Annotated in this window: 22 protein-coding genes and 1 tRNA gene; 7 read left to right on the top strand and 16 right to left on the bottom strand. The window is 65.5% G+C overall.

Annotation, left to right across the window (positions count from 1 at the left end):
* Positions 1 to 7: 7 nt before the first annotated feature.
* Complete coding sequence (locus VSR72_RS08560; protein ID WP_342951948.1) at positions 8 to 472, bottom strand: copper chaperone PCu(A)C; 465 nt, start codon at positions 470 to 472, stop codon at positions 8 to 10.
* Between the two features lie 66 nt (positions 473 to 538).
* Positions 539 to 1,093, bottom strand: coding sequence for an SCO family protein (locus VSR72_RS08555; RefSeq protein WP_342952047.1), 555 nt, complete (start codon positions 1,091 to 1,093; stop codon positions 539 to 541).
* Positions 1,094 to 1,505: 412 nt separating this feature from the next.
* Between VSR72_RS08555 and otsB the strand changes: the two genes are divergently transcribed.
* Together otsB and otsA are read left to right on the top strand one after the other, a co-directional pair.
* Positions 1,506 to 2,258 (top strand): trehalose-phosphatase, encoded by a 753-nt coding sequence (gene otsB / locus VSR72_RS08550; protein ID WP_342951947.1) that lies wholly within the window; start codon positions 1,506 to 1,508, stop codon positions 2,256 to 2,258.
* Positions 2,259 to 2,361: 103 nt separating this feature from the next.
* A complete protein-coding gene (gene otsA / locus VSR72_RS08545) occupies positions 2,362 to 3,792 on the top strand; it encodes an alpha,alpha-trehalose-phosphate synthase (UDP-forming) (RefSeq protein WP_342951946.1) in 1,431 nt (476 codons plus the stop codon).
* Between the two features lie 128 nt (positions 3,793 to 3,920).
* Here otsA and VSR72_RS08540 read toward each other — a convergent pair whose 3' ends face one another.
* Entirely contained in the window at positions 3,921 to 5,756 is a 1,836-nt protein-coding gene (locus VSR72_RS08540; protein ID WP_342951945.1) for an ABC transporter ATP-binding protein, read from the bottom strand.
* 781 nt (positions 5,757 to 6,537) lie between these two features.
* Between VSR72_RS08540 and VSR72_RS08535 the strand changes: the two genes are divergently transcribed.
* The 3 genes from VSR72_RS08535 to VSR72_RS08525 all read left to right on the top strand — a co-directional run bounded on the left by VSR72_RS08535 (position 6,538) and on the right by VSR72_RS08525 (position 9,341).
* On the top strand, positions 6,538 to 7,602 hold the full coding sequence (locus VSR72_RS08535) for a glycosyltransferase family 4 protein (protein ID WP_342951944.1): 1,065 nt from the start codon (positions 6,538 to 6,540) through the stop codon (positions 7,600 to 7,602).
* 191 nt (positions 7,603 to 7,793) lie between these two features.
* Complete coding sequence (locus tag VSR72_RS08530; RefSeq protein WP_342951943.1) at positions 7,794 to 8,771, top strand: hypothetical protein; 978 nt, start codon at positions 7,794 to 7,796, stop codon at positions 8,769 to 8,771.
* Between the two features lie 105 nt (positions 8,772 to 8,876).
* The gene (locus VSR72_RS08525; RefSeq protein ID WP_342951942.1) at positions 8,877 to 9,341 is read left to right on the top strand and encodes a DUF2214 family protein; all 465 of its coding nucleotides are present in this window, start codon (positions 8,877 to 8,879) and stop codon (positions 9,339 to 9,341) included.
* Between the two features lie 68 nt (positions 9,342 to 9,409).
* Here VSR72_RS08525 and VSR72_RS08520 read toward each other — a convergent pair whose 3' ends face one another.
* From VSR72_RS08520 to VSR72_RS08485, 8 genes are all read right to left on the bottom strand, one after another.
* On the bottom strand, positions 9,410 to 10,234 hold the full coding sequence (locus VSR72_RS08520) for an SDR family NAD(P)-dependent oxidoreductase (protein ID WP_342951941.1): 825 nt from the start codon (positions 10,232 to 10,234) through the stop codon (positions 9,410 to 9,412).
* Positions 10,235 to 10,269: 35 nt separating this feature from the next.
* Positions 10,270 to 10,683 carry a MaoC family dehydratase gene (locus VSR72_RS08515; RefSeq protein WP_342951940.1) on the bottom strand — a complete coding sequence of 138 codons (414 nt, stop codon included), beginning with the start codon at positions 10,681 to 10,683 and terminating at the stop codon, positions 10,270 to 10,272.
* A 13-nt stretch (positions 10,684 to 10,696) separates the two neighbouring features.
* Positions 10,697 to 11,137 (bottom strand): MaoC family dehydratase N-terminal domain-containing protein, encoded by a 441-nt coding sequence (locus VSR72_RS08510; RefSeq protein ID WP_342951939.1) that lies wholly within the window; start codon positions 11,135 to 11,137, stop codon positions 10,697 to 10,699.
* Between the two features lie 35 nt (positions 11,138 to 11,172).
* Positions 11,173 to 12,360, bottom strand: a complete 1,188-nt coding sequence (locus tag VSR72_RS08505) for a lipid-transfer protein (RefSeq protein ID WP_342951938.1) — start codon at positions 12,358 to 12,360, stop codon at positions 11,173 to 11,175.
* Positions 12,361 to 12,389: 29 nt separating this feature from the next.
* The gene (locus VSR72_RS08500) at positions 12,390 to 13,529 is read right to left on the bottom strand and encodes an acyl-CoA dehydrogenase family protein (protein ID WP_342951937.1); all 1,140 of its coding nucleotides are present in this window, start codon (positions 13,527 to 13,529) and stop codon (positions 12,390 to 12,392) included.
* Positions 13,530 to 13,586: 57 nt separating this feature from the next.
* Entirely contained in the window at positions 13,587 to 15,467 is a 1,881-nt protein-coding gene (locus tag VSR72_RS08495) for a feruloyl-CoA synthase (RefSeq protein ID WP_342951936.1), read from the bottom strand.
* A 159-nt stretch (positions 15,468 to 15,626) separates the two neighbouring features.
* Positions 15,627 to 18,413, bottom strand: a complete 2,787-nt coding sequence (locus tag VSR72_RS08490; RefSeq protein ID WP_342951935.1) for a LuxR C-terminal-related transcriptional regulator — start codon at positions 18,411 to 18,413, stop codon at positions 15,627 to 15,629.
* Positions 18,414 to 18,587: 174 nt separating this feature from the next.
* Positions 18,588 to 19,184, bottom strand: coding sequence for a DUF2889 domain-containing protein (locus VSR72_RS08485; protein WP_342951934.1), 597 nt, complete (start codon positions 19,182 to 19,184; stop codon positions 18,588 to 18,590).
* A 296-nt stretch (positions 19,185 to 19,480) separates the two neighbouring features.
* Between VSR72_RS08485 and VSR72_RS08480 the strand changes: the two genes are divergently transcribed.
* On the top strand, positions 19,481 to 20,596 hold the full coding sequence (locus tag VSR72_RS08480; protein ID WP_342951933.1) for a porin: 1,116 nt from the start codon (positions 19,481 to 19,483) through the stop codon (positions 20,594 to 20,596).
* A gap of 104 nt (positions 20,597 to 20,700) precedes the next feature.
* Positions 20,701 to 21,039, top strand: a complete 339-nt coding sequence (locus tag VSR72_RS08475) for a BON domain-containing protein (RefSeq protein ID WP_342951932.1) — start codon at positions 20,701 to 20,703, stop codon at positions 21,037 to 21,039.
* Between the two features lie 64 nt (positions 21,040 to 21,103).
* Here VSR72_RS08475 and VSR72_RS08470 read toward each other — a convergent pair whose 3' ends face one another.
* The 5 genes from VSR72_RS08470 to dnaQ form a co-directional block, all read right to left on the bottom strand.
* A complete protein-coding gene (locus tag VSR72_RS08470) occupies positions 21,104 to 22,534 on the bottom strand; it encodes an aldehyde dehydrogenase family protein (RefSeq protein WP_342951931.1) in 1,431 nt (476 codons plus the stop codon).
* A gap of 31 nt (positions 22,535 to 22,565) precedes the next feature.
* On the bottom strand, positions 22,566 to 23,480 hold the full coding sequence (locus VSR72_RS08465) for a TauD/TfdA family dioxygenase (RefSeq protein ID WP_342951930.1): 915 nt from the start codon (positions 23,478 to 23,480) through the stop codon (positions 22,566 to 22,568).
* Between the two features lie 95 nt (positions 23,481 to 23,575).
* Positions 23,576 to 24,877: an MFS transporter gene (locus tag VSR72_RS08460; protein WP_342951929.1), complete on the bottom strand. Its 1,302-nt coding sequence runs from the start codon at positions 24,875 to 24,877 to the stop codon at positions 23,576 to 23,578.
* Positions 24,878 to 25,303: 426 nt separating this feature from the next.
* A tRNA-Val gene (locus tag VSR72_RS08455) sits at positions 25,304 to 25,378 on the bottom strand.
* Positions 25,379 to 25,426: 48 nt separating this feature from the next.
* The gene (dnaQ, locus tag VSR72_RS08450) at positions 25,427 to 26,173 is read right to left on the bottom strand and encodes a DNA polymerase III subunit epsilon (protein ID WP_342951928.1); all 747 of its coding nucleotides are present in this window, start codon (positions 26,171 to 26,173) and stop codon (positions 25,427 to 25,429) included.
* Positions 26,174 to 26,198: the final 25 nt, after the last annotated feature.

Genomic DNA, 26,198 nt, shown 5'->3' with positions numbered 1-26,198 from the left:
GGCGGCCTTACTGGCCCGAGGGCGACTTGACGGCGAACGGCGTGTCGAGCGTTTCGCCGTCCGAGAACTGCAGCTTCACGTTCACCGTGTCGCCCGGCGCGACCTTGTGCTTTGCTTTCTCCAGCATCAGGTGATAGCCGCCCGGTGCGATCGCGAGCGTGCCGTGCGCGGGCACCGTCGCCTTGTGCACCATGACCATCTTCTGCGTCGAGCCATTCGAGACCGTCTGATGCAGCATGACCATGCCGTACGCGTCGCTGGATACACCCACGAGATCGACTGGCTGGTCGCCATCGTTCTTGAGCGTCACATAGCCCGCCGCCGGAAGGTCGTTGGGCAGCCAGCGCACCCACGCGTCCTGCGTGCTCAGCGCGCTGGCGGCGTGCGCGGCAGGCGCGAAGGCGGCGAGCGCACCGAAGGTGCTCAGCGCGCAGCCAAGCGAGACGGTGATTGACTTGAGGTTCTTCGTCATAAGGTTTCCTGTTGCGTTTGCTGTTGCGTCAAGACTCGATGATGGGACTGGCGAGGCGGCATGCGTTCACGCCGCGTCGTCGATGACGCGGCGCAGGTCATGCGCGATCGCGTCCGGTGTGTCGTGGTCGGTGGCGAGCAGGCGCGCGTGCCCCTGAGCGTCGAACACATAGACGGCCGAGCTGTGCGTGACTTCGTAGCTGCCGTCGGGGTCGCGCTTTTCCATCTGGTAGGCCACGCGGTAGCGTCGCGCGAGCGACTCGATCTGGCTGTCGGTGCCGGTCAGGCCGCGCGCATGCTGGGCGTCGAACGCGCCGACGTAGGCGTGCAGTGCCTGCGGCGTGTCGCGCGCCGGATCGACGCTGATGAAGAGTATCCGCACTTTCCCGGCGTCGGGGCCGAGCTTCGCTATAACCTGCATCAGGCGCGCCATCGTCTCCGGGCAGACGTCGGGGCAATGCGTGTAGCCAAAGTAGACGAGCGTCGCGTGTCCGCGAAAATTCGCGCCCGTTACGGGCTGGCCGTCGTCGGCCGTGAGCGCGAAGTCGAGGTCGGGCAGGTGGCCGCTCACGTTCGTGAGCTGCCACGGCTCACCCGGGTGTGAGCAGGCTGCGAGCAACATCGCGCCCGCAGCGAGCGCCGCGTGCCGCAGGCCGCCGTGGAGGCGGGTGCGGAACGTGCGCAGCGTGGGCTCGAAGATGGGGAGCAAAGGCGATCTCGTCGACTCGATTGGATGGCGTGTCGCTGCGACTGTAGCAAAATTGGGTCCGCGCGGTCGCGAGCGCCCCGGTCGTACGGATTGCTCGCGTCGATATGCCGCATCGGATGAATGACCGCTCTGGCGGTAGGGAGCGCCTCTCGAATGATTGGACCGCCTACGCGTGGATTCGCGTCCGCCGATGCCCGCGCAGCCGCTCAGCCCCTTACTTTCTCGATAATCGATCCAAGGCGCGGTAAGATTCGCACACTTTACCTGGGCGCAGCGCCGCCCGGAGCCATACCCGGCCAACTGGCCGATGGGTGAAAAGAACGCAATGCAAGCACTTCCGGCAGTCCTGCCGCCTGAACAGACGGCATTTTTCTTCGATTTCGACGGCACGCTCGTCGATCTCGCGCCTACGCCCGACGGGGTGCTCGTCCGCCCCGACATGCTCGCGCTGCTGCGCGAGCTGCGCCGCGCGACGCACGGCGCCGTGGCGATCGTCTCCGGGCGCGGCATCGAAAGCATCGACGGTTTTCTCGGCATGCCCGACCTGCCCGTGGCCGGCCTGCACGGCGCCGAGCGGCGCGACGCCAACGGCGACACGCAGCGTGTCGGCTTCAACGACCAGCGCTTGCTGCACATGGAGCAGGTGCTCGCGGAGGTGGTGCGCACGCATCCGGGCATGCTGCTCGAGATCAAGGGTGCGTCGCTCGCGCTGCACTACCGCAACGCGCCGGAGCACGAAGGCACTGCGCGCGCCGCGACCGAGCGTCTCGCCGCCGATTACGCCGACGCCTACGTGCTGCAGCCGGGCAAGATGGTCTATGAAATCAAGCCGAAGGACGTCGACAAGGGCCGCTCGCTGCGCGCCTTCCTCGACGAGCCACCGTTCGCGGGCCGCCGCCCGGTGTTCGCCGGCGACGACCTGACCGACGAGAAGGGCTTTGCCGTCGTCAACGACCTGGGTGGATTGTCGATCAAGGTCGGCGGCGGCGACACCATCGCGCAGACGCGCGTCGACTCCGTCGAGGCGTTGATCGGCTGGCTCGCATCGCTTGTCGCGGCCATGCCGGGCGCCCGGTGACCGCGCGCATGCCTGGCTTCACTTTCGACCTGGTTTGCATTGCGCGAGGCCTGGCCTCGTGCTCACTACGCCTTCCCGATTTCCTGCACGGACCCCGCCCCTCATGAGCCGATTGATCATCGTGTCGAACCGCGTCGCGCCGATTTCCGAGGGCGGTCCGGCCGCGGGCGGCCTCGCCGTGGGCGTGTACGACGCGCTCAAGGAAACTGGCGGCATGTGGTTCGGCTGGAGCGGCGACGTGCTCACCTCCGGCCAGCCGCAGATCGCGCTCGAAGAGCGCGGGCCCGTGACTTTCGCCACCATCGGCCTGTTGCGGCGCGATTACGACCAGTACTACCGCGGTTTCTCGAACGCGACGCTCTGGCCCGCATTCCACTACCGCGCCGATCTCGTCCAGTACGACCGCCACGAGTACGAAGGCTATAGCCGTGTGAACGCGTGGCTCGCGCAGCAGCTCGTGCCGCTCCTGCGCGAAGACGACGTAATCTGGGTCCACGACTACCACCTCATTCCGTTCGCCCAGGCGTTGCGCGCGGCGGGCGTGAAGAACCGCATCGGCTTCTTCCTGCACATTCCGTTTCCGGCCTCGCAGGTGCTGCTGGCGGTGCCGCCGCATCGCGAGCTGGTTGAGGCGCTGTGCGCGTTCGACCTGCTCGGCTTCCAGACCAGGCCCGATCTGCGCGCCTTTTGCGATTACATCGTGAACGAGGCGGGCGGCACGACCGCCATGCAGCCGGACGGCCTCACGCGCATCGAGGCGTTCGGGCAGACGCTCTGCGCAGGCGATTACCCGATCGGCGTCTATCCCGATGAGATCGCGGAACTCGCCAAGGCCGGCGAGCGCGGCAAGCCGGTGCGCACGCTCAAGTCCACGCTGCACGGGCGCAAGGTCATCATGAGCGTGGACCGGCTCGACTACTCGAAGGGGCTCGTGGAACGGTTTCGCGCCTTCGAACGGCTGCTCGACCATGCGCCGGCGCAGCGCAACAAGGTCTCGTTCGTGCAGATCGCGCCGCCCACGCGCGCCGACCTGCACGCGTATCAGGACATCCGGCTGCGCCTCGAGGCGGAATCGGGGCGCATCAACGGCCGCTACGCAGAACTCGACTGGACGCCGATCTGGTACATCCACCGCCAGTACGAGCGGGCGGTGCTGGCCGCGCTGTTCCGGGCGTCGAACGTCGGCTACGTCACGCCGCTGCGCGACGGCATGAACCTCGTCGCCAAGGAATATGTCTCGGCGCAGGATCCCGAAGACCCGGGCGTGCTCGTGCTCTCGCGCTTTGCCGGTGCGGCCCAGGAGCTTTCGGGGGCGCTGATCGTCAATCCGCTAGATATCGACGGCATGGCCGATGCGCTGGGCGCAGCGCTCTCCATGCCGCTCGCCGAGCGGCTCGCGCGCTATCAGGACATGATGGTCCAGTTGCGAGAGAACAATGTCTCGGTGTGGCGCGATCGCTTCATGCGCGATCTCGGTCAGGTCAGGGTGCGGCAAGGGGTGAACTTGCCGCCGCTCGCGCGTGCGCAGGGCTGAGCACCCGCGCGGGCTCACCAGGGCGAAAGCGAAATAAAGCCGCTTCAGTCGATGTACTGAAGCGGCTTTTTTGCGTCTGGGCGTTCTGGGCAAAGCGTAGCAGCAGGCTAGCATCCGCCTGAGCGGTGTCAGGCCACGTGCTTTTCGTCGGCCTTCTTGTTCCCCAGATGCAGCGTGGACTGCTTGCCGTACTGCTTGGCGAGGAGGTCGCGATAGAGGCCCGGACGGTTGCGCAGCTCTTCCGGAGTGCCGTCGTCGATCACCTTGCCCGCACTCATCACGATGATGCGGTCGAAGTTGTTGAGCGTGGAGAGGCGGTGCGCGATGGCGATCACCGTGCGGCCCACCATCAGCCGGTCGAGCGCCTGCTGGATGGCCTCTTCGGACGCGCTGTCGAGCGCCGAGGTGGCTTCGTCGAGCAGCAGGATCGGCGAATTCTTGAGAATGGCGCGAGCGATCGCGATGCGCTGGCGTTGCCCGCCCGACAGCTTCACGCCGCGGTCGCCCACGATCGTGTCATAGCCTTCCGGCATCGCCTCGATGAATTCGGCGCAGCGCGCCTCGCGGGCCGCCGCGAACACTTCCTCGCGGCTCGCCTCGGGGCGGCCGTAAGCGATGTTCTCGTAGATCGAGCGGTGCAGGAGCGAAATGTCTTGCGGCACGAGCGCGATGGCGTGGCGCAGGCTGTCCTGGGTGACATGCGAGATCTCCTGGCCGTCGATCTTGATGGCGCCGCCCTGGGTCTCGTAGAAGTGTTGCAGCAGCGCGAGCACCGTGGTCTTGCCCGCGCCCGATTTGCCGATCAGGCCCACGCGCTGACCGGCCTCGATGCGCAGATCGAAATGATCGAGGATCGCCTTGCGGTGCGGATACGCGAAGGTCACGCCCTCGAAATCGACGCGGCCGCCCTGGGCGACGAGTTCCTTGGCGTCGTCGCGGTCGGGCATGCCGTGCGGCTCCAGCAGCGTTTGCACAGCCTCGGCAAGGCGCGCCACGTGCTGAGTGACGTCCACGAGCGCCACGGCCAGGTCGCGCGTGCCGTGCAGGATCGTGAAGCCGAGCGAGCTCACCAGCACGATGTCGCCCGACGTTGCCTTGCCTTGATCCCAGAGCCACAGCGCCCAGCCGAGCAGGCCGGCGGACAGCATGGCCGTGATCACCGCGTGCAGCAGACGCAGCTTTTCGAGGTAGAGCAGGCTCGAGCGGCGCGCGTCGAGTTCGGCCTTGACGGTCGAGCCGAAGCGCTTTTGCTCGCGGAACGTCATGCCGAAAGCGCGCACGAGCGCCATGTTGCCGATGACGTCGACGAGTTCGCCATCCACCGCGGCCGCTTTCGAGGCGAAGGTGTGGTGGCGCGACGAGCCGCGCCCGGCCAGCTTGAAGAGGATGACCGAAAGGATCGCCGAGCAGAGCAGCAGGCCCGCAGCCATCAGCGGATTGACCGCGATGATCATGACGATCGCGCCGGCCACGGCGATACAGGGCGGCAGCACGTTCCAGGCGGTGGTGTTCTCGGCCGTGTAGACGGCGTTCGACGTCGCGGTGATACGGCTCGCGAGCGTGCCGGGCTGCTTTTCGGCGTAGTAAGTGGGCGAGTGGCCGCTCAGGTACTGGAAGAGGTCGCGCCGCAGGTCGCCCGTCACGGCGACGAAGGTGTGCGCCGCGAACCAGCCGCCGACCCGCCAGAGCAGGTTGTCGGCGGCGATCAGGCCTACGAGGATGGCGAACGCGGTCCACAGCGGGCCCGGATGATGGCGTCCCGCTCCGAGCACGTCGATCAGATGCTTGATGGCGTACTGCGACGCAAGCGCGCAGCCGACAGCCGCAAACACGCTGGCGAGCACGACGGCGTGGGCGAACGGATGGCGCTTGATGTAGCGGAAAAGGAACGCGAGCGGGTGCCGCGCATAGCTCGCGAGCTTTGCGTTGTGGGCGTTACGCTGAGCGATGGTCAGATGTTCCAATTGATCGAGTGGTCGGTCTGACGGAACTTCGTCCGTGCAAGTTCAAAGAAAGATAGCGGGCGCTCAGGCTACGAAAGGCTTCGGGCGCGCGGCAACGAAAGGCGGACTTACCGCATTGTAAACACCCCATGGGCCTGGCGCACCGCCTGTGCCCAGCGGACGCGCATCATATCGCGACAAGATAGCGCGGGATACAGATTGGGGACACGTTGTTGCAGCAGAGGTTCAACAGGAATCCAGGACCGTTTTAGAGAGAGGGGTTTTAGAGATAGAATTACGGATTGCATTCGGAAAAGCGCTGTGCTTGCTCGCAACGCGCTGTCCGCCGGTCGCAAACCAGGAAGCGAGCAGGATCGATTGATGCGCACCAGTGCCGCGGCAATCGCCCGCAGTTGTTTTCCGCAGCGCAGCACCCAATCTAGAACTCTCTTGGAAAACAATGGGTTGCGGAGTGTTTCCGGTTTGTAACAACGTAAAGACTTTGAAATGATCTAGCCGGTATTTACCCTGGAACGGGATAATGCCGACTCGAACGGCGTAGGGAATTTGACAGCTTCTGTGTCAACGGCCGCGAACCCTGCGCGTTTACCGCCTGAACCGCCGCGTGTGCGCTCTCTAGCCGCTTCACAACTGCGTCGGGTCTGTGTCCGGATTTCCGGCGCGGTTAGCGGTACGGAACGCCTGTAAGGTGCGTGGCGACAAGGAAGCCGCAGCCTGCATAGGTCGATTGTCAAATTTGCAGTCTATTGCCCGATTTATTACGAGGAAGGAGTTCACCACTATGCGAATCGCTCAAATCGCTCCGTTGCACGAGGCGGTTCCTCCCAAGCTGTACGGCGGCACGGAACGGGTGGTCTCCTACCTGACCGAAGCGCTGGTCGAACAGGGCCACGATGTCACGCTGTTCGCCAGCGGCGATTCGATCACCTCGGCAAAGCTCGAAGCGTTCTGGCCGCAGGCACTGCGCCTCGACCCCACGATTCGCGACGTGATGGCTCCGCACATGCTGCTGCTCGAAGAAGTTCGCCGCCGCGCGGACGAGTTCGACGTCCTGCACTTCCACATCGACTACTACCCGTTCTCGCTGTTCGCGCGTCAGGAAGTGCCGTTCGTCACCACGATGCACGGCCGTCTCGACCTGCCGGAACTGCAGCCGGTCTTCACCGCGTTCAGCGACGTGCCGGTCGTTTCGATCTCGGACAACCAGCGCCTCCCGCTGCAGCAAGCCAACTGGCAGCAGACCGTCTACCACGGCCTGCCGGAAGACGTGCTCACGCCGATTCCGAACGTCGAGCCCGGCTATCTCGCCTTCCTCGGCCGCGTCTCGCCGGAGAAGGGTCTTGATCGCGCGATCCGCATCGCCGGCCAGGCGGGCATGAAGCTCAAGGTCGCCGCCAAGATCGACAAGGCCGACCGTGCCTACTACGAAGAAGTCATCAAGCCGCTGATGGCGTTGCCGCATGTCGAATACATCGGTGAAATCGGCGAGCACGAAAAGCGCGAGTTCCTCGGCAATGCGCACGCACTGGTGTTCCCGATCGACTGGCCGGAGCCCTTCGGCCTCGTCATGATCGAAGCCATGGCCTGCGGCACGCCGGTCATCGCCTTCAAGCGCGGCTCGGTGCCGGAAGTCATCGAGAATGGCGTGTCGGGCTTCGTCGTCGAAGACGAAATCAGCGCAGTCGCGGCGGTCAAGCGCCTGTCGACGCTGTCGCGCGAGAAGGTGCGTGGCGCGTTCGAGTCACGCTTCTCGTCGAAGGTGATGGCACGCAACTACGTGGCCGTGTACGAAGAACTGCTGCGCCAGAAGCATCGCACTGTACTGCGCGAAGTCAACGCCGGCTAAGCCTGTACTGAAACCTGATGCGCTGCGGCGCGTCTGGTTTTCCTGCTTTCCCCCAACGCCCCGGTGCCTGTGCACCGGGGCGTTGTCATTTTCGCGGCGGCGGCGAGTGAGGCGCACGCTCAATGTCCCTATAATGGCCGTGCCGTAAAATCCGCGGCGCCCACGACGACAGTGAGAGAAGGAGTAGTCCCTTGGCCAGAACCCGACCGACGCCCACGGCCACCGTACCCGGTGCCGGGACGCTTTTCGCGCTGCGCGCGATCGGGCTCGTGATCCTGGCGCGTTGGCTGCACTCCATGGCGCAGATGAATTTCCTTGCCGCGCTCGAAGGCATGGCGTCGTCGCCGGCGGCAAGCCTGAATCTCGTCTTCCTGTTTTTGCTGATCGTGCTGCCGGGCGCCAAGGCGCGCGTCGAGCGGCCGTTTCACCCACTGCCGCAGTGGCTGCGCCAGGCGCTGCGCTTTTTCGGCGTGCTCGGTTTTCTGTTCGCGATCGGCTCGATCGGGCTGTTCGTCTGGACCGCCGGCTGGCGGCGCACCATCCACGCCGTGGCCGACACCAACGGCTGGCTCGTCGCCGCCCCCGCGCTCTATGCCGCCGTGGTCTGGATTTGCCGGCCACGCGCGCTCTGGCGCAGCAACTTCGCCGCGCGGCGTTTCGCGATCGGGCGTTTCGCCGTTTCGATCGATGCCGCCACGCGCACGACGGTGGTCTGGCAGGAGAGCCGCAAGGTCGGTCAATACGATGCGCGCGAGTTGTCGGTGCGCTGGCTTTCCGGGGTGCCGCAGGGCGGGGCGGTTGCCGCTGGCCCCGCGCTGTTGCCGGCGCCGGTGCAGACCGGCGATCCTGCACCGGCGACAGGCGTTGCCGAACCGGTTGACGTGTCGGATCCCGCGGATCCCACAGATTGCGGCGCAGCGCAGGGGGCCAGCCAGTCCGCGGCTACGCCTGAGCCGGGCGCACCCGTAGAACAGCGGCCGGCATCGGCGTCGGCATCTGCGACTGCGGCGCCTGCGGGCAAGCCCGCGCGCCGGCCGAAGATCGAATTGCTCTGGGATTCGCCGGCTGCGGCGGGCCACAACCGTCAAACTGTATTTCGCGCGCGGCTCGGCTCTGAAGGCGACCGCACAGCCGCGCTCGCCCTCGATGCCGCGCTAAAGCAGGTCTGACGCCCCGCTTGCACACGCGCCGCGGCCTGGCCGCGTTGCGTCACGCCGGCGCGCGAGTCGCTTTACTATTGCTTGCCGTTCCTGTCGTCCGTCGAAGGAGTCGCAATGCTCATCCGCTGGTTGCTCGCCGCCATTCATCTGCTCGCCTTCGGCTTTGCGCTCGCGTCGATCTTGCGGCGCACACGCGGTCTGCGCCGCTGCACCTCCACCGAAGACCTGCCGATGATCTTCAGCGCCGACAACGGCTGGGGCGGCTCGGCGGTCGTCCTGATCGTGACTGGCGCCATGCGTGCGTTCGGCGGCTTCGAGAAAGGCGCGGCGTATTACCTCCACGAACCGCTCTTTCTTGTGAAGATGGGCGCGCTCGTGCTGATCCTGCTGCTCGAAATCGCACCGATGATGGCGTTGCTGCGTTGGCGTCTTGCCGTGCGGCGCGGCGATGTGCCGGATCTCACCCACGCGCCGCAATACGCACGCATCGGCAGATGGCAGACGCTTCTGCTCGTCGTGATGGTGGTCGCGGCCACAGGCATGGCGCGCGGCATCGGTCTCGACACCGGCACCGAATAGGGCAGGCCGCAAAACAGAAAACCCGCGCAACGGCGGGCTTCCCGGTGTGGCCGACATGCTGCTTCGCTTTACTGGAGATTCCCCGCTACGGCAACCGTCTGCCCGGTGATGTAGTTCGACTCGGGCGTGCAGAAGAGATACACGCCGCCCGCCGCTTCCTCGGGCGTGCCGCCGCGGCCAAGCGGATTGCGCTGCGCATGCGTCTTGAGCATTTCGGGGTTCAGGCCCACGCGGATGTCGCGGCCATCGATCTTCACGGTCGCGCCAGCCTTTGCGTCGGCCGACGTCATGCGTGTGTGGATCAAGCCGAACGCCACGGCGTTGACGTTCACGTTGAAGCGTCCCCATTCACGGGCGAGCGCGCGCGTCATGCCGATCACACCGGCCTTTGCGGACGAGTAGTTCATCTGACCGGCATTGCCGTTGAGCGCCGACACCGACGAAATGTTCACGATCTTGCGATACACCTCGCGCCCCTCGGCGACGTCGGCGGCGTGCAGCGCCTTCACGTGCGGATACGCGGCGCGCAAGATGCGGAACGGCGCGGTCATATGGCAGTCGAGGATCGCGTACCACTGCTCGTCGGTCATCTTCTGGATCACGTCGTCCCACGTGTAGCCGGCATTGTTGACGATGATGTCGATGCCTTTGTACGCGCTCATCGCCGTGTTGACGAAACGCTCGGCGAAGTCCGGCGCCGTAACGTTGCCCACGCAGGCCACCGCTTCGGCGCCCATCTGCTTCAGTGCTTCAACCGTCTCGTGCGCCGGATCGGCGTCGAGATCGTTCACCACGATGCGCGCGCCTTCGCTCGCGAGCTTTTCGACGATCGCGCGGCCAATGCCGCGTCCCGAACCGGTGACGAGCGCCACCTTGCCATCGAGCTTACCCATGCTGCCTTCTCCTTCGATTATTTGATTCGGATTGCTTACAGTGAAACCACGGCATCGCCCACGACGCGCGGTTCGCCATACTGGTTGGCGGTCTGGATTTCGAGGCGCACGCGCTTCTCGCCTTCGGCCTCGAACTTCTCGACCACGCGCCCCGTGCAGACGATGCGGTGGCCGAGATGCGTGATGCCCACGAAACGCACGCCGAACTGGCGCAACTGGCGCTGATCGACCCACTGCGCGAGCAAGCGGCCGAGCCAGGCCATCGAGAGCATGCCGTGCGCGAACACGTCGGGCATGCCCGCACGCCGCGCGTAGTCGATGTCGATATGCACCGCGTTGTGATCGCCCGAGGCGCCCGCGAAGAGCGCGAGCATCTTGCGGTCGACGGGCGGCAGTTCGAGCGGCGGCAGCGTGTCGCCCACCTGGATCGTGTCGTACTGGATGGTCATGCGAGTTCTCCCTTCAGCCGTTGCGTTGCACGATCACGCTGCGCAGATCGGCTACGTGCTCGCCGCGCTGGTTGGTCACGCGTGTTTCGCGCACGACGAATTCGAGTGCGCCGCCCTTCTTGTCGTAGATGTCCGCAATGCGCGACTCGAACAGCAGCACGTCGCCGGCGTACGCTAGCCGGTGATACGTGAAGGTCTGCTCACCGTGCAGAATGCGCGGCAGTTCGATGCCGATCTCGTCGCGCCACGACGCGTCCGGCTGCTCGAGTTCGAGCGAGAACAGGAACGTGGGCGGCAGCGGCAGGCCCGGATGGCCCGCGTCGCGAGCAGCGGATTCGTCGAAGTACACCGGGTTCGTTTCGCCGATCGCCTTCGCGAAAAAGCGCAGCCGGCCTGCTTCGGCCACCGCGCGAAACGCGGGCAGCGTCCTGCCGATATGTTGTTTGTCGATCATGTCGAGGGCTCCATGCTATTGGCGGGAGTTCACGCTCACACCGACTTGTAGACCGTGACAACGCACGCGCCGCCCAAGCCCACGTTGTGCGCGAGCGCGACCTTTGCGCCTTCCACCTGGCGGTCGTTCGCCGTGCCGCGCAACTGCTGCGTGAGTTCATAGCACTGTGCGAGGCCCGTTGCGCCGAGCGGATGGCCCTTCGAGAGCAGGCCACCCGAAGGATTGACGACCCATTCACCGCCGTAGGTGTTATCGCCGTCGTTGACAAGCTTCTCGCCTTCGCCTTCCGCGCACAGGCTGAGCGCTTCGTAGGTCAGCAACTCGTTCTGCGCGAAGCAGTCGTGCAGTTCGATCACGTCGATGTCGCGCGGGCCGACGCCGGCTTGCTCATAGGCGCTCTTCGCCGCCGACTGCGTCATGTCGAACCCGACCACGCGGATCATGTCGCGTGCGTCGTACGTGCTCGGCGTGTCGGTCGTGAGCGCCTGGCCCGCGATGACCACGTTGGCGCGCAAGCCGCGCTTCTTCGCAAACGCCTCGGAAACGACGAGTGCCGCCGCCGCGCCGCAGGTCGGGGGGCACGCCATCAGGCGCGTGAGCACGCCTTCCCACAACATTGGCGCGGCCATCACATCTTCGGTCGAAACGACGTTGCGGAACACGGCGAGCGGGTTGCGCGCCGCGTGACGGCTTGCCTTCGCGCGGATCTTCGCGAAGGTTTCGAGCTTCGTGCCGTACTTCTTCATGTGCGACATGCCCGCGCCTGCGAACTGGCGAATGGCGTTGCTGAGACCCTCTGGGCGGCCGACCAGCTCGTCGGTGATGTCGAGCGCGCGCTCGAGCGCGCTGGCGCGGTCGGTCCACGCGGACTTCAGCGCGCCCGGACCCATGAACTCGAAGCCAACGGCGAGCGCGCATTCCACCGCGCCGCTCTGCACGGCCTGGCGCGCGAGGTACAACGCGGACGAGCCGGTCGCACAGTTGTTGTTCACGTTGATGACGGGAATGCCCGTCATGCCCACCTGGTAAAGCGCTTTCTGGCCACAGGTCGAGTCGCCGTAGACATAGCCCGCGTAGGCCTGCTGCACGTCGTTGTAGTCGAGGCCCGCGTCGGCGAGCGCCTGGCGAATTGCCGTGGCGCCCATCGTGTCATAGGTTTCGCTCGTGCCGGGCTTCTTGAACGGAATCATGCCGACGCCAGCGATGAATGCGCTTCTACTCATATCAGTACTCCTAAATGTATTGAAATTTTTTAAAGCTTTCGCGAGATCAGGTCGCGCATCACTTCACTGGTGCCGCCGTAAATGCGATTGACGCGCGAGTCGCAGAAAGCGCGGGCGACCGGATATTCGAGCATGTAGCCGTAGCCGCCATGCAGTTGCACCATGTCGTCGAGCGCCTTGCCGAGCGACTCGGTCGCAAAGAGCTTCACCACGGCCGCTTCTTCCAGCGTGAGACGGCGGCGCACATGCTCGGAGAGGTAGTGATCGACCATTAGACGCACGGCGAGCGCCTGGGCCTTGATGTCAGCGAGCTTGAACTTGGTGTTCTGAAAGTCCCACACGGTCTGGTTGAATGCCTTGCGGTCCTTCACGTAGTTCAGCGTGTGCTCAAGACAGGTTTCCAGCTTTGCCGCTGCGCCCACCGCGATCGACAGACGCTCCTGCGGCAGTTCCGCCATCAGGTAGGAGAAGCCCTTGCCTTCCTCGCCGAGGCGGTTCGAGACCGGCACGCGCACGTTGTCGAAGAAGAGTTCGGCGGTGTCCTGCGCGTGCTGGCCTACCTTTTCGAGCTTGCGCCCGCGCCGAAAGCCTTCACGGTCCGCTTCCACGACGATCAGGCTCACGCCCTTCGAACCCGCCGCCGGATCGGTCTTGCAAACCATGATGATGAGGTCAGCCATCAGACCGTTGCTGATGAAGGTCTTGCTGCCGTTGATCACATATTCGTCGCCGTCGCGAATGGCGGTGGTGCGCACGGCCTTCAAGTCGCTGCCCGTGCCTGGCTCCGTCATGCCGATGGCGAGAATGTATTCGCCGGAGCAAACCTTGGGCAGCCAGCGCTGCTTCTGCTCTTCATTGCCGAGGCGCGCGATGTACGGGGCGATGATGTCCGAGTGAACCGGGAACCCGAGGCCGCTCACGCCGGCGCGGTTGATTTCCTCGTTGAGCACAGCCGCGTGGCCGAAGTCGCCGCCGCCGCCGCCGTATTCGGTAGGCAGCGTGAGGCAGAGCAGGCCTTCGCGGCCGGCCTTCAGCCAGGTCTCGCGATCGACCTTGCCGGCCTTGTCCCATTCGGCCTGCTTCGGCACGCATTCTTTCTCGAGGAAGCGCCGCGCGGTGGTGCGCAGCATCTCGTGGTCGTCGCGGAAGACGTTACGGTTGATATGCATATCAGGATTCCTGAATGTGAACGATTGCGTTCGTGGCGGTGGATCGGTGTGGGTGGATCAATGCGCGCGCGCAACGTGCGCGGCAGGTTCGGAAAGATAAAGCGCGTCGACCAGGTGAGCCCGGCGCGCTCGCGTGACGGCTTGATTCACGTAGCCCTTGTCGGCGATCTCGTTGGCGTCCATGGAGGGCGGTTCGGCCATCAGCATGAGTCGTTCGACGTGAACGCTCGCGCCCTGACCGCGCTGGGCGCGCAGCCGCTCGCTCAGCGTGGCCATGAGAACGGGGTGCTGCACGAGCGCCGCGGCGTCAAGCCCGGCGAGTTCCGGCGCGAAACGCTGGCACGCGGCCACATTCGGCCAGGCGAGCGCGGCGACATACGCGTGATCGTGACCGCAGATCACGGCGTCGGTAAGGAGCGGCGCGCAGCGGTCGAGCAGGGCGAGCCGCATGGCGCCGGTGCGCACCCAGGTGCCGTTGGTGAGCTTGAAGTCTTCGACCACGCGCCCCGCGAACAGCAGGCCTTCCGACGGATTGTCCGGATTCGCGAAACGCACGGCGTCGCCGAGCCGGAAAAAGCCTTCGTCGTCGAACGCGGCCGCGCTGAGTTCGGGATGCTTGATATAGCCGCCGAACACATTCGCGCCGCGCATGCGGATTTCGTAGCGCGCATCTCCGCCTTCGAGCGGCACGAGCTTCACTTCTGAGCCCGGCACCGGCGTACCGATGTTGCCGACGGTATCCGTGGGCCAGCCGCAGAACGTGCCCATGCCTGTTGTCTCCGTGCAGGCGAGGCCGCTCGCAAAGGCGATGCGCAGACCGATGGTCTTGACGGCCACGCGCTGAATGCGCTCCCAAACTTCGGTGGGCAGGCTCGCGCCGCCGTAGCCGAAGAAGTGGACCTTCGAGAACAGGTTTGCCGCGAGTTCGGGATCGCGTTCGAGCTCGTTCGCGAGCACGGTCCAGGCGGAGGGCACGCTCGTGAAAATCGTCGGTGCCACTTCGCGCAGGTTGCGCACGGTGCGCTCGATCATGCCGGGCACGGGGCGGCCGTCGTCGATGTAGTGGGTGGAGCCGAACTGGATCGAGCGGCCCAGGTTGAGCACACCACCCAGACCGTGGTGCCACGGTAGCCAGTCGAGGAATACGGGCTCCGTGTCGAGCAGGAAGGCGAGGTTGTCGGCGAAATAAGAAGCCACCGCCTTGAAATTGCGGTACGTGAGATTGACGCCCTTGGGCGCGCCGGTCGAGCCCGACGTGAAGAGCACGCGCGCCGTGGCTTCGGGTGTGATTGCCGCGTGCGCGGCGGCGACGGCCGCGCGTCGCGGCTCTGTCAGTTCAGTCTGTGCGAGCGCAGCCCACTCGATCTGACCTGCGCGGGCATTGCGCACGGCGATGACCGGTGCACCGAGATGCGCGAGTGCGGCGAGCGCGCGCTCGAAGGGCGAGGCGTCCTGCACGAACAGCGCGGCGGGCGGCACCAGTTCGACCACGGCCTTCAGGCGCGCGAAATCCTGGCTTAGCGTCGAGTAAGCGGGCGAAACCGGCGCGACGGGAATGCCCACGTATTCGGCGGCGAGCAGCACGACGGCTTGCTCGATCGAGTTACCCGAGAGCAGCATGAGCGGATGCGCCTGGTCGAGGCCCATCTCGAGCAGCGCCGCGCCGACGCATTGCACCTGCTGCCACAGTTCGCGCCAGCTCACGCGCCGCCAGGCGCCGTCGCTGTTGCGCTCGCAGAAGGCAGCAGTCTCGCCCCGCGCGTTTGCCCATCCTTCGATGAAATCCGCGAAGCTCGTTTGCGTAATGGCGGGTGGCGGGTTGGCTGAGCGAAGGATCAGGCTGCCGTCACTGCGCCGCTCGACGAGCGTCTCGCGGTGGGGCATGCGGACCGGCCGGACGGCGACCGCCGGCGAAATACTGGCCGTGAGCGTACTCATTGAGCCGTGTCTCCTGAACGTTTGCGTGCGACCTGGCGGGCGCACCACGTTGATTGTGTCGGGAGAGGTACCGCTGGGCGGCACCCCTTAAAGCAAGGATATCGAGTGGGGTCGTGGGTCGGACCACCCGAACCGGGTAGCGCGTCGGCGCGGTGCCGCTCAGGTGTCGATGCCGAGGTCGCGCACGCGCGCGACCGCCTCATCGCGGCTCGACACGCCGAGCTTGCCGTAGATGTTCTTCAGGTGCCACTTGACCGTTTCGGGCGAGATGCCGAGCGTGCGGGCGATCTTCTTGTTGGGCAGCGCCTGGGCGAGCAGGCTCACGACCTTCGATTCGCGTTCGCTGAGCGTTTCGGCACCGATGTGCGCCGTATCGAGTTCGAGCCCGACTTCGCTCGTTGTCCTGGCGAGCGCGGACGCCGCATCCTGCGCGACGCGCAACCGGTCGACATAGAACGCCAGCACCGGATCGCCCGCTTCACCGTGTGTCACCTGAGCCGCGAAGTCCAGCACGTTCGGGCCTGCGTCGAGCACGCTGCGCACGAGGCCCAGCCGGTGGCCGAGACGCAGGCCCGCGATCGCGGCCTGGCTTGCGGCTTCCTCGCGTGCGCGCTGGTGGTCCACGAGTGCGGACTGCATCTTCAGATGGGCGACCTGGTGCTGCCAGCCGTGCTCGCCGCAAAACGCAATGAGCGATGGCAGACGCAGAGCGGCGCCTTCGAGGTCTTCGTGCGCGAGGCACCAGTTGACGTGCGAGCGCTCCGCAAGCGCATTGATGTCGCGCCAGGCGCCGGGCCGCGTGGGCCGCAGGCGCGCCGCGATCGTATCTAGCCGCGCCAGGTGCCCTTCGGCAGCGTCGAACTGGCCGCATTGCAGACGCCGCTGGACCTGCGCTGCGAGGCTGTGCGCAAGGAGCCGGGGCAGGTCGTGCCGCTGCGCATACTCTTCGAGCCGCTCGAGATAGGCGAAGGCATCGAGCCTGTGCCCCTCGACCCAATGTGCAGCGGAAAGCACGCTGATGACGCGCAATACGGAATCCGGAATGGATACGCGCTCGAGCACGTCGACGCGATCTTCGAGCAGACGCCTTGCGCCGCGCGGATCGTTGAACTCGTAGAGCGCCTCGCCTAGCTGCGCCGCTGCGAGACAGGCGGCTTCCGCCGCGCTGCTGCCGCGCTGGTCGGCCTCCGCGAGGACGTCGCGGCTAATGCGCTCGGCTTCGAGAAAGCGTCCTTCGAGCGCGTAGCTGAAGCCGACGATACAGCGGCCATTGAGCACGCCGGCCGAGGTGCCCATCAACGGCGCGCCGGCATAGAGCGGGCGCGCTGTGTCGGCTTGCACGGCGCGGGCCTGCTCGTAATCGCCGTGGCGCATGTAGAGCCATGAGAGCAGGTTGTCGCGCGCGCCGATCGACACGCTGTGGGCGTCCGGCGGCGCAGCGAGGATCAACGGCAGGTTCGCCATCGCGCTTTCGGCGTCGTCGCGCTGCACATCCACCGCGGCGCGCAGCAGCGTGAGGCGGTAGCGTGCGGCTACGTCTTCAGCCGGAATGTCGGCGTCGAGACGCGCGATGGTGGCGGCGCAGGCCTGAAAGTCGCGCGCGTACAACTCGAGCTGCAGGCGCCAGAGGCGTAGTTCGATGCGTGCTTCGATCTCGGCATGCGGAAGCAGATGCATCAGCGAGACAAGCTTGCGCAGTTCGCCCGAGAACTGCAGGTCGCGAGCGACTTTCAGCACGAGTTCGGCGGCGGCGGCCGGTTCGCCGGCGAGCAGCGCATGCCGCACGGCTTCCTCGCGCAGGCCGTGGTCACGGAACCAGCACCAGGCGGCGTGGTGCACCGAGCGCTGGAACGCCTCGCTGCGCGCGTGCAGGCGTTCGAGCAGGGTCTCCCGAAAGAGCGGGTTGAGGCGGTACCAGGTCTCGTTGCCTACGCGTTCGATTTGCGCGATGAAGAGGTTGTCGGTTTCCAGGCGCGCGAGCAGCGCGAGGACTTCGTTCGAAGGCTGCTCGTCGCCGACGAGCGCGACGCATAGCGAGGAGCACAGCCGCGCGCAAACCGACGTGCGCACGAGCAGTTCGACTTCGCTTGCCGAAAGGCGCGACAGCACCGCGCCCTCGAAGTAGTCGCCGAAGGCGCGCGCGTCGTGCAGATGCGTGCTCGCGAACGACGTCGTGACGTCCGCCGCGCCAGTGGCCGTGCGGCGTCGCTTCAGGTGCATTGCGAAGAGCTGCAGCCCCGCCACCCAGCCGTCCGTCAGCTCGTGCATTTCGCGCGCGTCGCGCTCGCTCACCTCGCCGAGTTGTGCGCGCAGGTATTGCGCGGATTCGGCGAAGGTGAAGCGCAGGTCGCGCATGTTGAGTTCGAGCACCAGATCCTGGTCGCGCAGGCGGCCGAGCGACACGGGGAAACTGCCGCGCGACACCAGCACGATGTGCAGGTTTTGCGGCGCATAGTCGATGAGCCACTGGAGCGCGCGTTGGCTGCGAGCATTGGTAACGTGGTCGAGATCGTCGATGACTAGGGCGAGGTCGGAGGAGCGGCCGCCGATGGCGCGCACGAGCGCAATCACCGTGCGCTCGACCGCTTCGTCGTCCACGCCGCGGCCGCCGAGGATGGCCGCTTCGCGGCAAATGGCGGGATCGACCTGGGCGAGGCTCGCCACGAGACCGTCGACGAAGCTCGCGAGGTCGTCGTCTTCTGGCGCGAACGTGAGCCAGGCGAGATCGAAGCCGAGCGGCAGGAGCGCCTCGCGCCAGGCGAGGAGCGTGGTGGTCTTGCCGCAGCCGGCCGGGCCCTGGAGCACGATGCAGCGCTTGCGCCGCGCCTCGATCAACTGGCCGACCACGCGCTCGCGCGCGACGACGCGTGTCTTGCTGCGCGGCGCCATCACACGGGACGCCGCGCCAGCAGCGGTGGAAGGGGAATCGGGCCAGCGTTGCGGCATGTTCGCGTGCGCCTTGCAGTCCAGGCGCCGCGATGTCTGCGCGCGCCCGATGACGAAACGAGGATCGGACTATTGTAGCGCGCGCGCTTGCGCGGGCACGCGGGCGCGCGCGCCTGGCGAACCGTGCTGTTTTGCGGCAGCGCAACGGAGTGCGTTGCGTGCCGGCGGGGCTGGCTAGACATTGGCGGGGACTTCCGTGCGGGCAACCGAGCCGGCAGTGCGCTCGCGCAGAACCTGCACCACGTCGCCGTCCGCGCGCCAGGCGTGGCACGTGTCCAGCATGGGCAGCAGCGGCGCCGGAGCGCCGCCAGCGAATTCGGCAAGACGCTCGTGTGCGCCGCTCTGCAGTCCCATCAGCGTCTGGAACGCCGTGGTAGCCATCGGGCCGAGCAGTTCGGTGAGGTGCGTGCAGCCGTGCGTGCCGCCCAGTCTTGCCTTCACCTCCTTCATGAAGCCATTGCCGATCGCGATGCCTGCGAGCTTCGCGTAGGCCTCATTGATCTGCGCGCACCAGGGCGTGGGCGCGGTGTCGGTGCGCGCGTGCGCCGCGCGGATCACGAGGTTTTCGTCGACGGTGATCGTGAGCCACATGTCGTGAATCGCGCCGCCCACCGGCACGTCCTTGAACAACAGCGCCGAGTCATGGCCCTTTGTATCCGTCATGTGGGCTTCGATGTCATAGAGGCCGTCTTCGCGCGTGTACCCGCTACAGACGATCTGACGCGTATGCGCCAACTTGCGCGGCACGCCTGCGGTGTCATTTTGAGACATGCGATTGCCTTCCTGAATGCGCCACAGCAACGAAAGGCGCGATATCGCGATGGTGACGCAGGCAACGCGCGGTGTCCCCACCCCGCGCGGGTGGCCGGAGCGCATCGGCTTGGCGCGTAGGGTCGCAACGCGCATACCGCTTGGGGTATTCCCGTCCCCACTCCGTTTGGGTAGTTGCCCCCCTGGTCGTCCCTGCAACACTGCGCCGCATGTGCCTGCCGGTGCCAAACGGTGCAAAACCGGTTGCACATCCGCCGCGCCTCTCGCACGCGGCAATCAAAAAAGAGGAGACGTGCATGCGTTTTATCAGCAAGGGTATTTGCGGTGCCACGCTGGCCGTGATGGCCGGCAGTGCCGCGGCGCAGTCGAATGTGACGTTGTACGGTGTGGCCGATGTATTCCTCCAGTATCTGGACAACGGGGGAAAGCATTCGTACTCCGAACGAAGCGGCGGTAACGCGGGGTCGATGTTCGGCCTCAAGGGGAGTGAGGATCTCGGCAACAGTCTGAAGGCGGTGTTCAACGTCGAAGCCGGGTACAACATCAATAACGGGGGGCTGTTCGCGGATACCACCGCGCTCTTCTACCGGCAGGCATGGGTTGGCCTCACGCACGACAAATACGGTTCGCTCACGTTTGGGCGTCAGTACCAGCCTACGTTCTGGGTTGTCTACCCGTCCGATCCGTTCCGCGGCAATGAAATTCTTTCGCCGCTTTCGGCGGGGGTTCTCGCGGTCGATCACAATACACTCGCCACCCAGTACGCGACGGGCCGCACGAGCAACTCGATACTCTACAAGTCGCCGAATCTCGCAGGCTTCCAGCTCTACGGACTGTACGGCTTCTCGGCCACGGTCACGCAGCCGGTGCCACAGACGTCGGGGAACACGCTCGACCTGGGGCTCTCGTATTCGGCCTATGGACTGTATGCCGGCATCGCCTACCAGTACCAGCATCCCGGCACGGCGACGATCGCGGGGTTGCCCGCAGCGCTCAACCTGCTCGGTACCGAACATTTCACGGGCGCGCTCGGGTACCGCATCGGCATTGTCAACCTGCAATTCAACTACGCGTACAACCGTCCGCACGACGCGGCGCCGCACTCGCTCGCAGCCGTGCTTGGCGCGGGCAAGTCGTCGAGCCTGATGGAGTTTGGCGCGACGATTCAGGCAACGCCGGCGGACACGGTCGAAATCGCCGGGATCGCGCGCAACGTGCGCGGCGCGCACGACAACACCCCGGGCGTGCAGATCGGCTACGACCACAGCATCTCGAAGCGTACGGCGTTCTACCTGCGCGCGGGCTACATGAGAAACAACGGTACCGCGACGATGAGCTGGCCGGGCGTTTCGGTCACGAACTACGGCTCGACGCAGGTGCTCGGGGTGGTCGGCATGACGCATCGCTTCTGACGGCGCGTGTTGAACTGACATTGCCGCGCTCCGGCGCGGCCGCAACTCACAATCAACGAGAAGGGACCAAGATGAATGTCATTCGCAACCGGCGCGCGCTAGCTGTGGCCACGCTTTTGACTGGTTTATTTGCCGCTTCTTTGCCGGCCCATGCTCAGGACGGCGTGCCGGGTTCGCCTGCCGCGGCTTCCTCTTCAGGCGCCAGCGCAACGCCGGCTTCGCAGAAGGCCGCTGATCGCGCGCTGCGCCGGCGTGTGCTGAACGCCCTCGCGAAAGCAAAGGGACTGCACGCCGGCGGCATTACCGTGCGCGCGACCAATGGCGCAGTGAGGCTGGAAGGATGGGTGCCGGAACAGGCTCAGATCGATCAGGCGACGCGGATCGCCCAGGGTGTGGCCGGCGTGACCTCGGTCAAGAACACGTTGGCGCTTTCGACGTTCTAGTGCGTCGAACCGGTATGTGCGGGAAAAACGGGACCGTGAGAACGGTCCCGTTTCCGCTTGAGACTCACATTGTCACCGACTTGCACTCGAGGAACTCGGCCAACCCTTCGGCGCCGTATTCGCGGCCGTTGCCAGACGTCTTGTAGCCGCCGAACGGCACGGTCACATCGAGCATCGCGCCATTGACGCGTACCGACCCTACGCGCAGGCGCGCCGCCACCTTGCGTGCGCGTTGCAGATCGCTCGTCGCGATATAGCCCGCAAGCCCGTAGGGGCTATCGTTCGCGATACGGATGGCGTCTTCTTCAGCGTCGTAGGGAATCAGCGCGAGCACTGGGCCGAAGATTTCCTCTCGTGCGATCGTCATGTCGTTGTGCACGCCGGCGAAGATGGTGGGCCGCGCGTAGAAGCCGCGCGTGAGCCCAGGCGGGCGGCCGAGCCCACCCGCCGCCACGCGCGCGCCTTCCGCGATGCCCGACTCGATCATGTGCTGCACCTTGTCGTACTGGGCGCGGTTCGAAATGGGGCCCATGCGCGTGGCAGGGTCCGCCGGATCGCCGACCGTTATTGCATTCGCGGCCGCCGCTGCGATTCCGACTGCTTCGTCGTAGCGTGCATGTGGCACGAGCATGCGTGTGGGCGCGATGCAGGTCTGACCGGAATTCGCCATGCATTGCGCGACGCCGCTAGCCACGGCGGACTGCAGATCGGCATCGTCGAGAATGAGCAGGGCGGATTTGCCGCCTAGTTCCTGCGTGACGCGCTTGACCGTGGGCGCTGCGCTGATCGCGACTTCCACGCCCGCGCGGGCCGAACCCGTGATGGAAACCACGTCCACGTGCGGATGCGAGGCGAGCCGCGCACCCACGGTGCGGCCTTCGCCGAACACCATGTTGAATACGCCCGCGGGCACGCCGGCCGCATGGAGAATCTCGGCGAAGATCATGGCGTCGAACGGCGCGATTTCGGAGGGCTTGAGCACGACGGTGCAGCCCGCGGCCAGCGCCGGAGCGACCTTGGCCGCGATCTGGTTCAGCGGCCAGTTCCATGGCGTGATGAGCGCGGCGACGCCGATCGCCTCGCGACGCACGTAACTCTTGCCGTGCGTCGTTTCGAACGCATAGTCGCGCAGGATATCGATGGTCGCGCGCAACTGCGCGAGGCCGATTGGCGCCTGCAACGCATTGCACAGCGAGACCGGCGCGCCGATTTCCTGGCGCACGGCTTCGGCGATCTCGGGCAGGCGGCGCTGATAGATCGCGGCGATGCGCTCGAGCAGCGCGATGCGCGTTTCACGGCTCGTTTCCGACCACGCGGGAAAAGCGGCGCGCGCGGCGGCGATGGCGCGATCGGCGTCTTCCTCATTGCCCATTGCGAGCGTGCCGATGCGTTCTTCGGTGGCGGGATCGACGATATCGAATGAGACGCAGCGCGTGCCGTGCTGCGCGGGTTCGACCCACTGTCCGTCGATGTAGAAGCGGTTCAATGTTTTCATGATGCGTTTCCCAAGTCGCGATGTGACAGGCTCAAACCGGCCGATCGCCGATGACGGTCGCGCGCATCATGTGCCGCACGGCGGGGTAGTAGTCCTGCACGGCGTAGTGCTGGCACGACCGGTTGTCCCAGAAGGCGATCGTGTTCGGGCGCCACTTGAGTCGCACCTGATACTCGGGCACCTGCGCCTGACGAAACAGCAATTGCAACAGTTCCATTTCGGCGAGCTTGAAGTCGAAGCCCACGCGGTACTGGTCTGCGGTCTTGTGACCGTAGTTGGCCAGATGCGTGGTGAAAGCCTCGTTGACATAGAGGATCTTCTCGCCCGTTTCCGGGTGTGTGCGCACCACCGGATGTGTGGCAGGTGGAAAGCGTTTCTTCATTTCGGCATGCTGATCTTCGGGAATGGCGATCCCGAACAGCGGCAGAAAATCGTGGGCCGCCGTGAGGTTGGCAATGCGTGTCTTGATCTCTTCGGGCAGGCCCTCGTAGGCCGCGGCCATGTTGATCCACATGGTATCGCCGCCCACCTCGGGGCATGTCACGCAGCGCAGCATCGACCCCATCGAAGGAATTTCGCGCCATGACACGTCCGAATGGTAGAGATTTTCGCGCCCGCGCTTCGAATCGTTGCGCCCGAGGATGACGAGTTCCGGGTGGTCCGGGTGATGCGGAAACGTAGGGTGGACCTCCAGTTCGCCGAAGCGGCGTGCAACGGCCACGTGCTGCGCGGGCGTGATGTCCTGGTCGCGGAAGAACAGGACCTTGTATTTGAGCAGCGCGCGGCGCAGGGCCAGGTACGTGACGTCGTCGAGCGGCTCGCGCAGATCGATGTCGCCGATCTCGGCGCCGATGGTCGGCGTGTGCCGCGTGAGGGTGAAAGGCCAGCTTTCGCCGATTGTTGCGTCGGTCTGAAACTCGTTAGGTACGCTAACGGTTGCTTGCATGTAAGTCTCCATTGACGATATGTGCTTGTGGCCGTCGTGCGCGGCCTTTAACGGCTCACGCGTTGCGCTGCGTGCGCAACGCGTGATGTATTCGTTCAGGCAGTGAGTGGCGCTGTGGCTTCGCCTCGCGTGTGCAGCGAGCGTTCGGGGTGTAGCCAGCGCAGCGCCACGAGTGCCGCGACGACCAGCAGTGCCGCGGTGACTGCGATGGCGATTTCGTAAGCGTGCGCGCCCGTCGGGGCATACGACTCGACGATCCGGCCGATCAGGGCTGGCCCGATCGCCGCGCCGAGGCTTGCCACCGCGGTATTGATCGCGATGACCGAGCCGCGCTGGGCGAGCGGCACCATTTCGGCGAGCATCGCCGGTGCGAGCGTCAGGCAGAACGTGGACAGCGCCGCCGCTACGGCGTAGCAGAACACCTTTTGCATGGGCGTCAGGTCGATCGCCGCCATTGCGAAGAAGAGCAGCGCGCCTGCGATCATCAGAACACTCGTGAGCCGTGCGCGGGCTTCGCGCGAGGTCGCGCCTTGCCGGAGCATGCGCTGCGAGAGCGCACTCAGGCCGATGTTGACCGGCGCCGCGAATGCGATGACGAGTGCGAAGAGGCGTCCCGAAGCAACGCTGCCGAAACCAAGCCCCTTTTCGAGGTAGGTGGGCAACCACGTGATCGTCTGGCCGAGCAGCCAGTACGCTACGAAGCCGAGCAGGAAGACCGAGAGCACGGACGCGTCAGTGAGAATCCTGCGATAGGGCAGCGGAGCGGCCGCCGCGCCGGCCGAGGCCGGTTCGTGCGGCGTGCGCCGCATGACGTCGAGCGAGCCTTCGCGGCCGAAGGCCAGCCACAGCGCGCACCAGAGTGCGCCCACCACGGCGAGCACGAAGAAGTTCGTGCGCCAGCCCCAGCGCTGCGAGATCGCGGGAATCAGGAGCCCGGCGAGCACCATGCCGGCGACCGCGCCCTGGTTGATGACGGCTACGGGGAGGCTGCGCATGTGGTCGGGGAACCACTTGAAGAGCGAGTGGACAGAGACCGGAAACGAGGGGCCCTCCGCCGCGCCGAGAACCACGCGACAGAGCAGCAGCGCGGACGCGCTCGTGGCGAATGCCTGGGGTATCTGCAACAGCGCCCAGCTTGCGCCCATGGCGAGCAGAATCCAGCGTGTCGGCACACGGTTCGAGAGGAAGCCTACGAGCACAGTCGAAGTCGAGAACAGCCAGAAGAAGCTGCCCGCGACGAAGCCGAATTGCGCTGGCGAGAGATGCATTTCGGCCATGAGCGGCACGGCGACCATGCCGAGGACGATCTTGTCGAGAAAATTGATTGTGGAAAGCCCGGTGAGGAGGGCCGTGATGGTCCAGGCGGACTTTGGCTGCCAGGAAGGGGTGTTGGGCATGGGCGATCTCGGTGTAGCGGCTGGGGCCGGCTGACAGGTGCAACGCACGGACGCGACTGTACGGGTGAAGGCTTTGCGCGCAGCGGCCGATGCAGTGCGTTGGTTCAGTGGGGGGATACGGCGAATTCGAGATGGGAGGGGGGAGCAGCGACGCCCAATGCTTTCATGATGTCTCCTTGTTCGCGCACGGATTGCTGGAACTGAATTGCGCTTCGGTATTGCCGATGTCTGGCGTTACCTTAGGAGTCGGGCCATCCGGGGTGACCCCCCCAACCGGGTAGGGCAGGGAATTCCTCAGTGGGGCGGGGCAGGCGTAGCCGGGAAGGTTGCAGGCGCAACGAACGGCGCTGGAAAAGGAAAAGGGCCTACGTCTTGCGACGTAAGCCCTTGTTCTTCGGTGCTTGTCGTTACCAACACCAGAAATTCTGGTGGGTAGTACTGGGATCGAACCAGTGACCCCTGCCGTGTGAAGGCAGTGCTCTACCGCTGAGCTAACCACCCGAAGAGATTCAGATTATGCAGGGCATTTCCGATCTTGTAAAGCCCTTTTTAAGCATTTTGCGCATCGGCCGCATTGGCTTCGGCAGGGGCGGGCTCGGTGCGCCAAACCGACGTCCCTTTGATCGCCTTATCGAGGCCATCGAGCACGGCGTTGTGTTCGGAGACTTCTTCGTCGCTCGCCATGATCACCGGCAGCTCGATCGAGCCGAGCTGCACGCGCGGCGCAGCGGCTGCGCCGGGCGCGGCGTGCTCGCCCAGCATGTCGATGACGAGGCTTTCCTGGCCGCGCGTCATCGCAAGGTAGACCTCGGCGAGCAGTTCCGAGTCGAGCAGCGCGCCGTGCAGTGTGCGGTGCGCGTTGCTGATGCCGAAGCGGTCGCACAGGGCGTCGAGCGAGTTGCGCTTGCCGGGGAAGATCTGCTTGGCCTGCACGAGCGTGTCGATCACCTCGCCGCAATGCTCCTTGAACCCCGGCTTGCCGAGCAACCCGAGTTCGGCGTCGAGAAAGCCGATGTCGAACGGCGCGTTGTGGATGATGATGTCCGCGTCGCGAATGAAGTCGAGGATCTCGTCGGCGACTTCGGCGAACTTCGGCTTGTCGGAGAGGAACTCGGTCGTGAGGCCGTGGACGGCGAGTGCGCCCGGGTCGCTGTCGCGCTCCGGGTTCATGTAGAAGTGCAGGTTATTGCCGGTGAGCCGGCGATTTACCAGTTCGACGCAGCCGATTTCGATGATGCGGTCGCCCGTACGAGCGTTCAGGCCGGTGGTTTCGGTATCGAGAATGATCTGGCGCATGTCTTGTAAAACGTGAAGGCGAGGG

The sequence above is a fragment of the Paraburkholderia sp. JHI869 genome, assembly GCF_038900775.1.
GTDB lineage: Bacteria > Pseudomonadota > Gammaproteobacteria > Burkholderiales > Burkholderiaceae > Paraburkholderia.
This window is presented reverse-complemented; position numbering and strand designations above follow the sequence as displayed.

Excerpts from the sequence above, each read along its gene's own strand:
- VSR72_RS08515 (WP_342951940.1), bottom strand. The coding sequence starts at position 10,683 with ATGACCATCCAGTACGACACGATCCAGGTGGGCGACACGCTGCCGCCG.
- VSR72_RS08525 (WP_342951942.1), top strand. The coding sequence starts at position 8,877 with ATGCTCATCCGCTGGTTGCTCGCCGCCATTCATCTGCTCGCCTTCGGC.
- VSR72_RS08520 (WP_342951941.1), bottom strand. The coding sequence starts at position 10,234 with ATGGGTAAGCTCGATGGCAAGGTGGCGCTCGTCACCGGTTCGGGACGC.
- VSR72_RS08500 (WP_342951937.1), bottom strand. The coding sequence starts at position 13,529 with ATGCATATCAACCGTAACGTCTTCCGCGACGACCACGAGATGCTGCGC.
- VSR72_RS08535 (WP_342951944.1), top strand. The coding sequence starts at position 6,538 with ATGCGAATCGCTCAAATCGCTCCGTTGCACGAGGCGGTTCCTCCCAAG.
- VSR72_RS08555 (WP_342952047.1), bottom strand. The coding sequence starts at position 1,093 with ATGTTGCTCGCAGCCTGCTCACACCCGGGTGAGCCGTGGCAGCTCACG.
- VSR72_RS08465 (WP_342951930.1), bottom strand. The coding sequence starts at position 23,480 with ATGCAAGCAACCGTTAGCGTACCTAACGAGTTTCAGACCGACGCAACA.
- VSR72_RS08505 (WP_342951938.1), bottom strand. The coding sequence starts at position 12,360 with ATGAGTAGAAGCGCATTCATCGCTGGCGTCGGCATGATTCCGTTCAAG.
- dnaQ (WP_342951928.1), bottom strand. The coding sequence starts at position 26,173 with ATGCGCCAGATCATTCTCGATACCGAAACCACCGGCCTGAACGCTCGT.
- VSR72_RS08460 (WP_342951929.1), bottom strand. The coding sequence starts at position 24,877 with ATGCCCAACACCCCTTCCTGGCAGCCAAAGTCCGCCTGGACCATCACG.
- VSR72_RS08495 (WP_342951936.1), bottom strand. The coding sequence starts at position 15,467 with ATGAGTACGCTCACGGCCAGTATTTCGCCGGCGGTCGCCGTCCGGCCG.
- VSR72_RS08510 (WP_342951939.1), bottom strand. The coding sequence starts at position 11,137 with ATGATCGACAAACAACATATCGGCAGGACGCTGCCCGCGTTTCGCGCG.
- VSR72_RS08470 (WP_342951931.1), bottom strand. The coding sequence starts at position 22,534 with ATGAAAACATTGAACCGCTTCTACATCGACGGACAGTGGGTCGAACCC.
- otsB (WP_342951947.1), top strand. The coding sequence starts at position 1,506 with ATGCAAGCACTTCCGGCAGTCCTGCCGCCTGAACAGACGGCATTTTTC.
- VSR72_RS08485 (WP_342951934.1), bottom strand. The coding sequence starts at position 19,184 with ATGTCTCAAAATGACACCGCAGGCGTGCCGCGCAAGTTGGCGCATACG.
- otsA (WP_342951946.1), top strand. The coding sequence starts at position 2,362 with ATGAGCCGATTGATCATCGTGTCGAACCGCGTCGCGCCGATTTCCGAG.
- VSR72_RS08480 (WP_342951933.1), top strand. The coding sequence starts at position 19,481 with ATGCGTTTTATCAGCAAGGGTATTTGCGGTGCCACGCTGGCCGTGATG.
- VSR72_RS08490 (WP_342951935.1), bottom strand. The coding sequence starts at position 18,413 with ATGCCGCAACGCTGGCCCGATTCCCCTTCCACCGCTGCTGGCGCGGCG.
- VSR72_RS08560 (WP_342951948.1), bottom strand. The coding sequence starts at position 472 with ATGACGAAGAACCTCAAGTCAATCACCGTCTCGCTTGGCTGCGCGCTG.